Raw genomic sequence first — 14,056 nt, 5'->3', positions numbered from 1 at the left:
TTTACTCGGTGATGGGGGCGGCCTGGGAGATGGTGCCGCAGAAATCATCGACGGTGGCGACCCAGCCGAAGAATTTCTCGACATTATAAACGGCGGCCTTCTGGATGAAGTCGGGGCCCAGATGGTGGGTCGCGTCCTCCAGCATCACCCCGAAATATTCCAGGTGGAAGGCGTCGCGCAGCGAGCTTTCGACACAGACATTGGTGGCGATGCCGACAAAGACCAGATTGCGGATGCCGCGCGCCCGCAAGACGCTGTCGACATTGGTGTTGAAAAAGCCGCTATAGCGGGTCTTGGGGATCAGGATGTCGCCCTTCTGCGGCTGCAGCTCCTCCACAATCGCGTAATCCCAGGTGCCCTTGGCCAGCAATTGGCCCTGCAATTCGGGCCGGGCGCGCATGGTTTTCAGGGCGTTGGATTTATGCCAGTTGGGGGAGCCGGGCCCGCCCGCCTCCACATAGTCCGGGTCCCAGCCATTCTGGAAATAGACAACCAGGACGCCTGCGGCGCGGGCGGCATCCAGCGTGCGCTTGATATTGGCGATGGTGCCGCGCGCGCCGGAAATGTCGAACCCGGCCAGATCGACATAGCCGCCGGGTGTGGAATAGGCATTCTGCATATCCACGACGATCACGGCGGTTTCCGCCGGGTCCAGGCGGATCGGTTCGGGCCGGGCAGGCAGGGTGACCGGCTGCGACCGGGGCTTTGGCGGCTCATACCCGGCGCTGCTCATGCCGGCCCCTTGATATGCTGACGGCATTTCATCAGCGGCTGGATGCGGGTGCCGAAATCCTCCACCCCCTTTACGAAATCATCGAAAGTCAGCAGGACGCCGCCGGTGCCGGGGACCGTCGGCACCTCGTCCAGCATGCGGGCCACGGTTTCATAGGACCCGACCAGGGTGCCCATGTTGATGTTCACGGCGGAAACGGGGTCGGCCATCTGGCGGACATTGGTGTCGGAGCCGGATTTGGTGTCGGCCGCACCCTGCACGCCCAGCCAGGATATCGCCTCCTGATCGGCACCGGCTTTATAGTGCTCCCACTTGGCTCTTGCCGCCTCGTCCGTCTCATCCGCGATGATCATGAACAGGACGTAGGAGGAAACGTCGCGCCCCGTCTTTTCCGCCGCCGCCCGCATGCGGTCCACGGTGGGGGCGAAGGCGGTGGGCGTGTTCACGCCCATGCCGAAGCAGAAATTATAGTCGGCATATTGCGCGGAAAAGGCCATGCCGGCATTGGATGACCCGGCGCAGATCAGCTTCACATCGGCCTGCGGTCGCGGCGACAGACGGCAATCATCCATCTGGAAATATTTGCCCTTCAGGTCGCTGCGGCCCGTGGCCCAAAGCTCACGCAGGATGGTGGCATATTCGGCCAGATAGTCGTAGCGGTTGGCAAAATGCTCATCCCCCGGCCATAGGCCCATCTGCGAATATTCTGGCCGCTGCCAGCCGGTGACGAGGTTCACGCCGAACCGGCCGCCCGAAATACTGTCGATGGTGGATGCCATGCGGGCCACGATGGCGGGCGGCATGACAAGGGTGGCGGCGGTGGCGTAAATCTTTATGCGGCTGGTCACGGCGGCCAGACCCGACATCAGGGTGAAACTTTCCAGGTTGTGATCCCAGAATTCAGTTTTGCCGCCAAAACCACGCAGCTTGATCATCGACAGCACGAAATCCAGACCGTGCTTTTCCGCCGACAGGGTGATCTGTTTGTTCAGATCAAAGCTTGGTTTGTATTGTGGCGCATTCTCCGACAAGAGCCAGCCATTATTCCCAATGGGAATGAATATACCGATCTCCATCCTGCCTCCCCTGAAAGTGACCTTGGGTCGAAACGTGGGAAAGCCGATCAGCTTCGCAGGTTCCGTGCCAAGGGCGTCTGAATGGCGGAAAACAAGGCAAAACCCGGTCGTGGCGCGTGACCGGTCTGGGATGAAGCCTACGCCTGTTGTGGCAGCGGTGCCAGGAAAAGCGGCAGATGGCGGGAAATTGGGCGGGGGGCCTCAATCCTCCCACTTCACCGCCAGTTTCTGGAAAATATCCACCAGCCCCGGCTCGGAAATCAGCATGGCGGCTTCGGCGGGGGGGAACCAGCGGCGGTCGCGTTGGGTGCGTTCGGGCCAGTCGGGGAGTTCGGTCGTCACCTCTAGCGGGAAGACCGATACATCGCAGGTGACGGTGCTGCCATCGTCCAGCCGCTTGTCATAGCGATATTCGCCCACGGCCTTCTTCTTGACCTTGCCGCGCACGCCCGCTTCCTCGAACGCTTCGATGGCGGCCATCTCATGCGGTTCGACATTCTTCTTGGCCCAGCCCTTGGGAATGATCCACCGCCGCGTCTCACGCGAGGTGACCAGAAGGATCTGCGGGCCGGTTTCGGTCATGCGGAACGGCAGGGCCGCATGCTGGACTGTGTTTTTACGATCACCCATTTACTGCTTTTACACCCTGAACGAACTGCCTGAATAGCTATCCGTTCTTAGTGCGACGGATAAACACCCAGTATCTTGGCTCAACATGACCGTTTTGTGACATTAACATTACAGAGACGGGCCATTCAATGCTACAGGGGGGCCAGACTGCGGCGGTGCGCCGTCAGTGCCCCTTGCCAATGCGTTATCGGGATAGAAGATGCTGAGCCTGTTCCGGGCCATGATGCCCCGCGAAGAACGGTTTTTCGACCATTTCACCGACCATGCCCGCCTGATTCTGGTCGCCGCTGAGGCGCTGCGTGATCTGGTCAAGAATGGCGACCAGTTGGAGATGCGGTTCCAGCGTATCCATCAGGCGGAGAACGACGCCGACAAGATCACCAAGGAAATCCAGGCGGCTGTCCACCGTTCCTTCATTGTGCCCTTTGACCGGTCCGACATCCAGGATCTGGCCAAGCGCATGGATGACATTATCGACCTGATCCAGGACGTGGCCCGTCACATGACGGAAGCCGGCCCCATGGAATATACGGCCGAGATGCACGCTCTGTCTGATCTGATCGTGCGTTGTGCTGCCATCCTGCCGGAATGCCTGCCCAAGCTGCGCGACATTCCCCGCCATGTCGCGGAAATGACCCGCATGACGCGCGAGATTTCCGAACTGGAGAGCGACAGCGACAAGATCCTGCGCGCTGCCAAGGCCCGTCTGCGTCAGGAAAGCGGCGGTCTGGATGCCCCCATCACCTACCGTCAGGCCCTGATCCGCGAGATCCTGGAACTGATGGAAGCCGTGCTGGATGCGGGCGAGGATGTCGCCGACATCGTCGACAGCATCATTGTCGACAATGTCTGATCGGCGCCTCCCATGGAACTGATCTCCCTGCCGATCCTGATCGGCCTGATCGCCCTGGCGCTGGCCTTCGATTTCCTGAACGGCCTGCATGACGCGGCCAATTCCATCGCCACGGTGGTGTCGACGCGCGTGCTGTCGCCGCGCAACGCCGTGATCATGGCGGCCTTCTTCAACTTCATCGCCTTCATCTTCTTCGGCACGCATGTGGCCAATACCATCGGCAAGGGCATTGTCGATGCCAGCATCATCGATGCCTCGGTTATCTTTGCGGCCCTGATGGGGGCGATCATCTGGAACATCGTTACCTGGCTGGGCGGTATCCCTTCCTCTTCGTCCCACGCGCTGGTGGGGGGTCTGGTCGGGGCTGGTGTGGCCAAGGCCGGGTTCGGGGTGGTGGGTTCGGGCCTGATCAAGACGGCGGTGGCCATCGTGATCTCTCCCACCGTCGGCTTCGTGCTGGCCATCATCCTGATGGTGATCGTCTCCTGGGTGTTCCGCCGCTTCTCCCCCTTCAAGGTGGATAAGGTGTTCCGCAGCGTGCAGATCGTCTCGGCCTCGCTCTACAGCCTGGGACATGGCGGTAATGACGCGCAGAAGACCATGGGGATCATCGCCGTGCTGCTGTTCAGCCAGGGCTATATGCCCGATGGGTTCCATGTGCCGTTCTGGGTGGTCATCTCCTGCCAGTTTTGCATGGGGCTGGGCACGCTGTTCGGCGGCTGGAAGATCGTGAAGACCATGGGGTCGCGCCTGACGGAACTGAAGCCTGTTCATGGAAGCTGTGCCGAAACGGCGGGCGCCATCACCCTATTCACGGCCACATATCTGGGCGTTCCCGTCTCCACCACCCATACCATCACCGGCGCCATTGTCGGGGTGGGGTCGGCACAGCGGGCCTCGTCCGTGCGCTGGGGGCTGGCGCAGGGCATTCTGGTGGCCTGGGTCCTGACCATGCCGGCGGCGGCCGCCGTGGGTGCTGGCTTCTACTGGTTGACGCGGGTGTTTTAAGCGGGTCACCATGGGCGGTATCCACCATAGGGTGCCGTCCATGCTGCGTCTGCTTCCTGCCCTTGTCGTTTCCGGCCTCTTGCTCTCAGCCCCCGTCCTGTCCGCCGACCCGCCGCCGGTCCTCACATACAAGGACCTGCTGGCCCGGCCCAAGGTGACGGGCGGGGTTCGTGTCACCTATGGCAGTGATGCGCAGCAGTTCGGCGACCTATGGCTGCCGGCGGGGGCGGGCCCCCACCCGGTGCTGGTTCTGATCCATGGTGGGTGCTGGCTGGGCGATGTGCCGGCCTTTGAGCTGATGAACCCGATGGCCAAGGCGCTGTCGGATGCCGGCATCGCCGTGTGGAATATCGAATATCGCCGGCTGGGGCAGCCGGGCGGCGGCTATCCCGGAACCTTTCAGGATGTGTCGGCGGCCATGGAGCAGGTGCGCGCCCTGGCCGAGCCGCACAAGCTGGACCTGACGCGCGTGGCCGTGGCGGGGCATTCAGCGGGCGGGCATCTGGCCGTCTGGGCCGCCGGGCGCGCACTGCTGCCCAAGGGCAGCCCGCTTTACAAGGCGGATGCCTTGCCCGTGACGGGGGTGGTGTCGCTGGCCGGGATTGTCGATCTACGCGATTACCGGGCGCGGGGGCCGGCGGCCTGTGGCGGGCCGGAAACGGTGGACAAGCTGATCGGGGCCGCCACGCGCGGGGAGGCGGCCTTCGCCGATACCTCACCGGGTGAGGCGCCCGCAAAAAGCCTGTCCCTGACCCTGATTTCCGGGACGCGCGACATCATCGTGCCGCCGACATTCGCCCAGGCCTATGGCGCCAAGGCGCTGGGGCCGGGGTTGCGGGAGCTGGAGATTGACGGGGCCGGGCATTTCGAACTGATCGACCCGCAATCAGGCGCTTGGGCCGTGATCCAGGCTGAAATCAGGGATCGGTTGCGGCGGTAGGGGGGAGCGATGCCCCTTACCCCCGCCGCGCGATCACTGCGCCATAGGCGGGCAGGGTGCCGGATGACAGGTCGGCGCCGTTGACGCTTTCCACCTGCACCCAGTTGGCCGCATCGATCAGGCCGTGCGGGGCGGGTTCGGCGCAGAGGTTGATCACCACCAACACATCGCCATCGGCATGGATGCGCTCAAAGGCCAGCACGGGATCGGCGGGCGGGCGGAATCGGATGTCGCCCCAGCGCAGGGCCGGTTCGGCCCGGCGACGCGCCAAGAGGCGCCTGGTCACCGACAGGGTGCTGTTGGGATCGCCTGTCTGCACATCCACGGCCAGCGGCAGGTGGTTGCGGTCTACGGGCAGCCAGGGCTTGGCCGTGGAGAAGCCGGCATTGGGCGCATCCTTGGACCAGGGCATGGGGGTACGGGCGCCGTCGCGGCCCAAGGTGTGGGGCCAGTTGGCGATGGCTTCGGGGTCCACCAGATCCTCAAACGCCACCCGCGCCTGCGGCAGGCCCAGTTCCTCCCCGTAATAGAGGAAGACGGAGCCGGGTAGCGACACCAGCAGGGTGTTCAGGCAGCGGGCCAGAGCCGGCGGCGGCACATCCCCGCCCCAGCGGGAAACGGCACGCGGTGCGTCATGGTTGGAGAAGGTCCAGGAGGGCCAGGCCCCGCCCGATGCCTGATTCCAGCCGCCGATCACCCGGCGCGGCACGCCAGCATCTAACTGCTTGTGATAGAGGAAGGAGAAATTATAGGCGGAATGGCAACGTCTGCCGGGCAGCGTGTAATCCGCCACCATGTCGAACGGTGCTTCCCCCATCTCCGCCACCATGAAACGGTCTGGGTAACTGTCCAGCAGGGTGCGCAGATCCTCGATAAAGCCCAGATTCTCGGGCTGTGAGATATTATGGACCTGCCGCTGGAACTCATAGGGGCGCTTCGGTGCGGTCGCTTCCAGGTTGATGGGATTGTCGCGCAATTCCCGGTCATGCATGAAGAAGTTGGCGGCATCGACGCGCAATCCGTCCACGCCCTTATCCATCCAGAAACGGGCCACGCCCTTGATGGCTTCCTGCACTTCGGGGTTATGCAGGTTCAGGTCCGGCTGGCTGGACAGGAAATTATGCATGTAATACTGCCGACGCCGCGCATCCCAGGTCCAGGCCGGGCCGCCGAATACCGATTGCCAGTTGTTGGGCGGCGTGCCATCGGGCTTTGCATCCTGCCAGACAAACCAGTCGGCCTTGGGATTGGTGCGGTTCTGCCGGCTTTCCTGAAACCAGGGATGTTCGATGGAGGTGTGGGAATAGACCTGATCGATGATGACTTTCAGGCCCAGATCATGGGCCCGCGCGATGACGGCATCACAGTCGGCCATGGTCCCGAAAATCGGATCGACATCGCAATGATCGGATATATCGTATCCGAAATCATCCATGGGCGACTTGAAGAAGGGCGAGATCCAGATGGCATCGGCGCCTAAGGACGCCACATGGTCCAGATGGGCCAGCAGGCCCTTCAGGTCGCCAATCCCGTCGCCATTGCTGTCGGCGAAGCTGCGCGGATAGATCTGGTAGATGACAGCGCCCCGCCACCAGGGGTGAACGACACCCTGGTCAGGCCCCGCCGCTCCGTCGGCGCGAACCATGCTTGCCGTCAAACTCATGATCGAACTCCCCCCGGCACTCAACGCTTGTTCTGTTGCCCCTATCGTAAAATCGGCAGCGCCGGACGGGTATGGGGCGCATACGTATGCGCCTTCATGCTGCGCTGCGACGCATACGTATTTACGGTTGGCGCGGGTCCGAAAGCGGTGATCCTGGGGACAAGGATAAGGTTCCGGGAGGTCCGCCATGATGTTTTGCCTGAACCGCCGTGCCCTGCTGGGGGCGCTGACCCTGCCGCTTCTGCCGCTGCCGGTAATGGCCGCCGGTGGGGTTGTGCCGAAGCCCGTTCCGGTGCCGGTGCCGGCGGGCAGCCTGTGGCGTTACGACCTGTTCCCGAGTGCGCTGACAGAGCCGCGCCGTGTCGATGTCTGGCTGCCGCCTGGGTATGAGGGCGGCACGCAGAGTTTCAGTGTCCTCTACATGCATGATGGCCAGAACCTGTTTGACCCAGCCTCCACCCCGTTCGGGGAATGGGGGGTGGATGAGGCCATGGTGCGCCTGATGGGCGAGGGAGCCGTGAAGCCCGCCATTGTGGTGGGGGTGTGGAACACCCAATATCGCCGCCGGGAATATCTGCCGCAGGTGCCCTATGAGCAGGTGCCGGCGGAGGTTCGGGCCGCGTATGAGGCGGGATCGGGCGGGCCGGCCCTGTCCGATGGCTATGTCGATTTTCTGGTGAAGGAGCTGAAGCCCTTCATCGACGCGACATACCGCACAAAGCCGGGTCGGGCGGACACGTCGATCATGGGGTCCAGCATGGGTGGCCTGATCTCGCTCTACAGTCTGATCCGCTATCCGGCGGTGTTCGGGGCGGCGGGGTGTGTTTCAACCCATTGGCCCAGCGTCACCAATTTCGATTGGATCAAAAGCGGCGATCCACGAATGACCCTGATCGCCGATAACTTCATCGCTTGGGTAAAGGCCAACCTGCCGCGCGCAGGCCAGCACCGGATCTATTTCGATCTCGGCAATGCCGAGCTGGACTCGGTCTATCCGCCGTTCCAGGCCAAGGTGGACGTCTTCATGCCGGACCTTGGCTATGTTCAGGGCAAGGACTGGGTGACCCGGCTTTATGACGGTGAACCGCACAATGAGGTGGCGTGGCGCAAGCGCGTGGATGTGCCGCTGCGGTTTCTGTTGGGGGTGTAAACAAACAAAAAGGGCGGGTGTTGCCACCCGCCCTTTTGTCAGGACCAACGGTCGAAACCGGTCCTTACTTCTTTTTCCCTCAGGCGCCGGGCGTCCGCATCCGCGGACTTGGCTTACGCCGCATGGGCGCCGGGTTGGCCTTACTTCTGTGCCACCTGGGCCTGCTGCGCCTTGAAGTCGCGCAGTTCGGCGTTGTAGGCGTTCACGGTCGCTTCCAGGCGGTCGGCCACCTGATCGCGGTAGGCGGACAGCTGGGCCCGGAAGGACGGCTGCGCCATGTAGGAGGTGGAGGCCGGCTGGCTGTCCAGGCAGGACAGGTAGTTCAGCGACTGGTCCGCGAAGCCGCGGACGGAACCGGCGACCTGCACCATGCTGTCGCGGGTGGCGGTCGTGCCTTCGATCAGCTGCGGGGCGGCCGGAGCCTCACCACAGATGCGCTTCAGCGCGGGGTGGGCCGCCTGGGACTGACCAGCAGCCAGCAGGGCCAGGGCGGAGAGGATCAGAGCGGAATAGAGCTTCTTCATAGCGATACTCACAAAGCTGGAACCGGGGCGGGATGCCACCGACGTTTCGGGCCTTGTACGTTCGCTCCCTTTAATGGACCGGATCGGGCCGGTACCGTGTTCTTGTGCGGTGCAGTATAAAGCGGTTGCGGTGCAGCGAAAGGGGGAAAGTATCGTTAATGACACCGCTGACACAGGAGTCTGTCATGCGTTTCGCGCATGGAATTATGGAACAGCCGCCACCTGGGCCTGCCGAGACTTGAAGGTCTTCAGTTCGGTGTTGAAGCGGCTGACGCTTTTTTCGAGCTGATCGACCACCTGCTGACGATGGCTGATCACCTCACGCCGGTAGCTGGCGGATGCTAGGTCGGCGCTGCTGGCCGGGTGGTTGTCCAGACAGGTGAGATAGGTCATCAGGCGGGCCGTATAATCGCGCATGCCGGCGCCGTAAGCGCGCATCGCGGTTTCATCGGCGCTGTCGCCCTGGGTGACGGACGGGGCGGTGGGCAGGCCGCCACAGGCGGCATTCAGGCCCGAGACATCGGCAAGGGCGGGGCCGGTGAGGGCCAGGGCAAGGGTGGAAAGGATCAAGGCGGAAAACAGGTTCTTCATCGCGATCCTCACAAAGCCGGACGGCAGGACATGCCGTCATTTTTGCCTTGTTCGTTCGCTTCCCCCGAAAGTGCCGCCAGTCCCGTGGGCCGGCGGTTCGTTTATAAGATCAAGCATATGTCGGTAATTTCACTACGCACAGGCTTTTAGCTATGCGTGAGATGATGCAGATAATTTTATGAATCAACAATTTATCATGGCGTCTGTTCGCCACAGGGCGTGGGGCAGCCCAGGCAATTGTTATCGCTAACAAAATCCTGAGGTGCCAGGGTGGCGGCGGGGGCAGGCAGGCTGAGCAATTGTGCCGCCACGGCCACTGCGATCTCGCCTGGATGCTTGCCGGTCAGGCCCGCAATGCCGATGGGGCAGGTGAGGCGGACGGGGTCCAGACCCTCTGCGCGCAGCCGCGAGGCGAATCGCGCGCGTTTGGTCTCAGACCCGATGACCCCTACGAAGGGGGCGCCGGGCAGGCAGAGGGCTGATTTTACAAGGCTGTAGTCCAGGGCGTGATCATGGGTCATTATCAGGATATGGCTGTACCCCTGGGTCAGCGCCGTCTCCGGCTCCTCCAACACCTGGGCCGTGACATTGGCGGGCGTTACGTCGGGGAAAAGGTCGGGGCGGTTGTCGATCCAGGTGACGCGGGCCGGCAGGGTGCCCAGGATGGCGACCAGTGCCTTGGCCACATGGCCGGCCCCGAACAGGGCGATGCGCAGGCGCGGCGGCCGCATTGGTTCGAACAGGAGGGTGACCCGCCCACCGCAGCATTGGCCGAGCGCAGGCCCCAAGGGGTACGATTGTGTGCGTAATTCCGTTACATGACCATCGAGCAGGGCGCGGGCCGTTTCAATGGCTGTAAACTCCAGCGCGCCGCCGCCGATCGTGCCGTGCAGCGCATCGGCGGTGACCAGCATCTTGGTACCGGCAGCGCGGGGGGCGGAACCCGCCACCTCTGTCACAGTGACCAAGATGCTGGGCCGTTCATCACGCTGACAATCGGCAAGCGCCGTGATCCAGTCGGTATTCATGCGCCGGTCCCCGATTGGCGCGCGCGGACGGCCATCAGGACGCGTTCGGGCGTGGCGGGTGCGTCGAGCTTAACCGGGCCGCTGCCGCCCGATGCGGCCACGGCAGCCTTGATGGCGTGATAGGCGGAAATGGCCAGCATGAACGGTGGTTCGCCCACGGCCTTTGACCGGTGGATGGTTTCTTCCCGGTTGGGCTGGTTCACCAGATCGACCTTGAAATGGTCGGGGATGTCGCCGCAGCCGGGGATCTTGTAGGTGCTGGGCGCATGGGTGCGCAGGCGGCCCGCCGCATCGAACACCAGTTCCTCCATGGTCAGCCAGCCCATGCCCTGCACATAGGCGCCTTCCACCTGTCCCCGGTCCAGCACGGGGTTCAGCGAGGTACCGCAATCATGCAGGATATCGACGGCCAGAAGCTTGGTCTCCCCGGTCAGCGTGTCGATGACGACTTCGGACACGGCGGCACCGTAGGCAAAGTAATAGAAGGGGCGGCCGATCAGGGTCTCTTTATCCACATCAATCTTGGGTGTGGCGTAGAAGCCGGTGGCCGAGAGCGAGACGCGGGCCAGATAGGCCTGACGCACCAGATCATCAAAGCTAATCGCATGCTCGCCCGCCGTAACCTTGCCATGGGCGAAGGAGAGGGTGGTGGGTTCCACGCCCCAACGGGCGGCGATGAAGGCGGACAGCCGGTCGCGGATGGTGCGGGCGGCATTGAAACTGGCCATGCCGTTCAGGTCGGCCCCCGCAGAGGCGGCAGTGGCCGACGTGTTGGGCACCTTGTCCGTGCGGGTGGAAGTGATGCGCACCCGGTCCAGACCGATGCCGAAGACATCGGCCACCACCTGCGCCACCTTGGTGTAAAGCCCCTGGCCCATTTCTGTGCCGCCATGGTTCAGCAGGACAGAACCATCGCTATAAACCTGGATCAGGGCGCCGGCCTGGTTCAGGAAGGAGGTGGTGAAGGAGATGCCGAATTTGACGGGCGTCAGCGCGATGCCGCGTTTCAGCACCGGGCTGGCGGCGTTAAAGGCGGCGATGGCCGTGCGGCGGGCCTGATAGGAGGAGGTGGATTCCAGACGGTCCAGCAGGCTGTCGGCGATGAAATCCTCTACCTTCATGCCATAGGGCGTGATGTTGCGGTCGGGTCCGCCATAAAGATTGGCACGGCGCACGGCGAGCGGGTCGAGGCCCAGATGCTGGGCGATATCATCCACCACCCCTTCAATCGCCAGCATCCCCTGTGGTCCGCCAAAGCCGCGAAAGGCCGTATTGGAGACGGTGTGCGTTTTGTAACGGTAGGAGGTGATGCGGACGTTTGGCAGGAAATAGCAATTATCGGCGTGGAAAATGGCGCGGTCATTGATGGCGCCCGACAGGTCGGTCGACATGCCGCAGCGACTTTCCAAGGTGAGGTCGAGCGCCAGGATGCGGCCATCGGCGTCGAAGCCGACATCATAGGCCACCTCAAAATCATGGCGCTTGCCCGTCATCACCATGTCGTCATCGCGGTCCAGGCGCAGCTTGGCCGGGCGGCCTGTACGGTCGGCGACCAGGGATGCGGCGGCGGCGAACAGGCTGGCCTGGGTTTCCTTGCCCCCGAAGCCACCGCCCATGCGCCGTACCTCCACCACGACATGGTTGTCAGGCCGGCCCAGGGCGCGGGCCACCAGATGCTGTACCTCTGACGGGTGCTGGGTGGAGCAGAGGACGTGCATGTCGCCATCCTCCCCCGGAATGGCCATGGAAATCTGGCCTTCCAGGTAGAAATGATCCTGCCCGCCCATGGCGAGATGGCCCGACAGGCGGTGCGGTGATGTCGCCAGCGCGCCCGGCGGATCCCCGCGTTCCACACGTTTGGGCGGCAATATATGGCTGTCGGCGGCGCGGGCGTCGGCGATGGTTATGATCGCCGGCAGTTCATCATAGGTCACCTTGGCCAGCCTTGCGGCGGCGCGGGCGGCGATGCGGGTGGTGGCGGCCACGGCGAACAGGCTTTGCCCGACATATTCGACCAGGGTTTCGGCAAAGATCGGGTCATCGGCCACGACGGGGCCGACATCGTTCTGGCCGGGAATATCAGCGGCGGTCAGGACGGCGACCACGCCGGGATAGGCCCGCACGGCGGACAAGTCGATCGAGAGAATACGGGCATGGGCCTTGGCGCTTTGCCCCAGCGCCACATGCAGCAGGCCCGGCGGTTCAGGCATGTCATCGACATAACGCGCCGTCCCCGCCACATGCAGCGGGGCGCTGTCATGGCGGATGGGTTGATGCGTGGCGGGGAAGGGGATGGGCGTGGGGCTGCGGGGGGGACGGGCACTCATGCGGCACCCCCGATGGCGCGGGCGAAGGCGGGCACGCGGGTGGCGGTGGGGGGCAGGGCCTGCTCCATCTGCCATTTGAGGATCAGGTTGCCGGCGGTGATCAGCCGGTAATCGGCGCTGGCGCGCATATCGGTCAGGGGTTGGAAATCCTGGGCCAGGGCGGCGGCGGCTTGTTTGGCGGCGGTGGCATCGAAAGGATGACCGATCAGCGCGGCCTCCGCGTTCGTGGCGCGCTTGGGCGTGCCGGCCATGCCGCCGAAGGCCAGACGGGCGGCGGTGACGATGCCGTCCTGCAAGGTCAGGCCGAAGCCGGCCATGACGGCCGAGATATCCTGATCAAAACGTTTGGAGATCTTATAGCAAGCGAACAGGCGGTCGGCGCTGGGTTCGGGTACGCGGATGGCGGCCACGAATTCGCCCGGTTGCAACGCCGTCTTGCGATAGGAAAGGAAGAAATCCTCCAACGGCATTTCGCGCGTCATGCCACCGCACCGCAGGACCAGGGTGCTGCCCAGGGCGATCAGGGCAGGCATGCTGTCGCCAATGGGGGAGCCATTGGCGATGTTGCCGCCCAGGGTCGCGGAACTGCGCACCTGTTCCGAGCCGTAGCGGCGGAACAGGTCGCCGAGATCGGGGTAGAGCGGGGCCAGGATTTCTGCTGCATCGGTGACGGTGGCCGTGGCGCCGATGGTAATGAAGCCATCCTTGCGGCTGATCCCGGCCAGATCGCGGATGCCGCCAATATGGATGATGGTGCCCAGGTCGCGCATCTGCTTGGTCACCCACAGGCCGACATCGGTGCCGCCGGCCACAATGGTGGCGTCGGGATGGGTCAGCAGCAACTCGGCCAGCTGATCCGATGTGGCGGGGGCAAACGCCGTGCCGCCGGGATGGGACAGAGTTTCGCGGCGCTCTATGCTGCGCAGCAAAGCCAGGGTTTCTGTCATCTGGGCGGTATAGGTATCGGGCGCGCGGCCCATGGCGCGGGCGGCATCGACGATAGGGCGGTAACCGGTGCAGCGGCAGAGATTGCCCGCCAGGGCGGCGTCGATCCGGGTTCGGTCGGGTTCGGCGTCGGTGTGATAAAGCGCGAACAGGGACATCACGAAGCCGGGGGTGCAGAAGCCGCACTGGCTGCCGTGATGGTCGACCATCGCCTGCTGTATGGGGTGGAGCGTGCCGTCGGGCCCGGCCAGATCCTCTACCGTCACCAGTTCCTTGCCGTCTAAGGCCGTGACGAACAGGATGCAGGCATTGACGGCCCGGTACTGAATGCTCTCCGCCTCCGCCATGCCCAGCACGCCGACCCGCGTGCCCAGCACGATGGTGCAGGCGCCGCAATCCCCCTCGTTACAGCCTTCCTTGGTCCCGCGCCGTCCCCGATCCTCGCGCAGGTAATCCAGCACGGTGCGGGTGGGGGGGACGTCGGAGAGGGTGACAACCTGTCCCCGGTGTACGAAGCGGACGCAATCGGCCATGGTCTACCAGTTCGTTCCAAAAGAAAGCATGGCAGAACAGGAAACGCCCCCTGTC

The 14,056-nt window shown here is 63.7% G+C and carries 13 protein-coding genes; 4 read left to right on the top strand and 9 right to left on the bottom strand.

The window, feature by feature from the left end; genetic code table 11:
• Position 1 precedes the first annotated feature (1 nt).
• From rutB to C0V82_RS24835, 3 genes are all read right to left on the bottom strand, one after another.
• Positions 2–733, bottom strand: a complete 732-nt coding sequence (gene rutB, locus C0V82_RS24845; RefSeq protein ID WP_102115080.1) for a pyrimidine utilization protein B — start codon at positions 731–733, stop codon at positions 2–4.
• The gene (gene rutA / locus C0V82_RS24840) at positions 730–1,809 is read right to left on the bottom strand and encodes a pyrimidine utilization protein A (RefSeq protein ID WP_102115079.1); all 1,080 of its coding nucleotides are present in this window, start codon (positions 1,807–1,809) and stop codon (positions 730–732) included. Before rutA ends, rutB begins: the two co-directional genes overlap by 4 nt.
• Positions 1,810–2,010: 201 nt before the next feature.
• Positions 2,011–2,439, bottom strand: a complete 429-nt coding sequence (locus tag C0V82_RS24835; RefSeq protein ID WP_102115078.1) for an NUDIX hydrolase — start codon at positions 2,437–2,439, stop codon at positions 2,011–2,013.
• A 199-nt stretch (positions 2,440–2,638) separates the two neighbouring features.
• Here C0V82_RS24835 and C0V82_RS24830 point away from each other — a divergent pair, with 199 nt between their 5' ends.
• Genes C0V82_RS24830 through C0V82_RS24820 form a run of 3 tightly spaced genes read left to right on the top strand, consistent with a single transcriptional unit; the run spans position 2,639 to position 5,240 of the window.
• Complete coding sequence (locus tag C0V82_RS24830; protein WP_054168420.1) at positions 2,639–3,292, top strand: DUF47 domain-containing protein; 654 nt, start codon at positions 2,639–2,641, stop codon at positions 3,290–3,292.
• Between the two features lie 12 nt (positions 3,293–3,304).
• Complete coding sequence (locus C0V82_RS24825; RefSeq protein WP_102115077.1) at positions 3,305–4,300, top strand: inorganic phosphate transporter; 996 nt, start codon at positions 3,305–3,307, stop codon at positions 4,298–4,300.
• A gap of 40 nt (positions 4,301–4,340) precedes the next feature.
• Complete coding sequence (locus C0V82_RS24820) at positions 4,341–5,240, top strand: alpha/beta hydrolase family protein (RefSeq protein ID WP_158660190.1); 900 nt, start codon at positions 4,341–4,343, stop codon at positions 5,238–5,240.
• Positions 5,241–5,256: 16 nt separating this feature from the next.
• Here C0V82_RS24820 and C0V82_RS24815 read toward each other — a convergent pair whose 3' ends face one another.
• Positions 5,257–6,885, bottom strand: a complete 1,629-nt coding sequence (locus C0V82_RS24815; protein ID WP_102115075.1) for an alpha-glucosidase family protein — start codon at positions 6,883–6,885, stop codon at positions 5,257–5,259.
• Between the two features lie 205 nt (positions 6,886–7,090).
• On the opposite strand from C0V82_RS24815, the gene C0V82_RS24810 reads away from it, so the two are divergent.
• Complete coding sequence (locus tag C0V82_RS24810; RefSeq protein WP_102115074.1) at positions 7,091–8,053, top strand: alpha/beta hydrolase; 963 nt, start codon at positions 7,091–7,093, stop codon at positions 8,051–8,053.
• Positions 8,054–8,193: 140 nt separating this feature from the next.
• On the opposite strand, the gene C0V82_RS24805 is transcribed toward C0V82_RS24810, so the two are convergent.
• From C0V82_RS24805 to xdhA, 5 genes are all read right to left on the bottom strand, one after another.
• On the bottom strand, positions 8,194–8,589 hold the full coding sequence (locus C0V82_RS24805; RefSeq protein ID WP_158660189.1) for a hypothetical protein: 396 nt from the start codon (positions 8,587–8,589) through the stop codon (positions 8,194–8,196).
• Between the two features lie 192 nt (positions 8,590–8,781).
• Entirely contained in the window at positions 8,782–9,168 is a 387-nt protein-coding gene (locus C0V82_RS24800) for a hypothetical protein (RefSeq protein ID WP_102115072.1), read from the bottom strand.
• Positions 9,169–9,362: 194 nt separating this feature from the next.
• Entirely contained in the window at positions 9,363–10,196 is an 834-nt protein-coding gene (xdhC, locus tag C0V82_RS24795; protein WP_102115071.1) for a xanthine dehydrogenase accessory protein XdhC, read from the bottom strand.
• The gene (gene xdhB / locus C0V82_RS24790) at positions 10,193–12,523 is read right to left on the bottom strand and encodes a xanthine dehydrogenase molybdopterin binding subunit (RefSeq protein ID WP_102115070.1); all 2,331 of its coding nucleotides are present in this window, start codon (positions 12,521–12,523) and stop codon (positions 10,193–10,195) included. Before xdhB ends, xdhC begins: the two co-directional genes overlap by 4 nt.
• Positions 12,520–14,001 (bottom strand): xanthine dehydrogenase small subunit, encoded by a 1,482-nt coding sequence (gene xdhA / locus C0V82_RS24785; protein ID WP_102115069.1) that lies wholly within the window; start codon positions 13,999–14,001, stop codon positions 12,520–12,522. The genes xdhB and xdhA overlap by 4 nt, the downstream gene beginning before the upstream one ends.
• Positions 14,002–14,056 lie beyond the last annotated feature (55 nt).

Source organism: Niveispirillum cyanobacteriorum, assembly GCF_002868735.1.
In the GTDB taxonomy this organism is placed as follows: Bacteria; Pseudomonadota; Alphaproteobacteria; order Azospirillales; family Azospirillaceae; genus Niveispirillum; species Niveispirillum cyanobacteriorum.
This window is presented reverse-complemented; position numbering and strand designations above follow the sequence as displayed.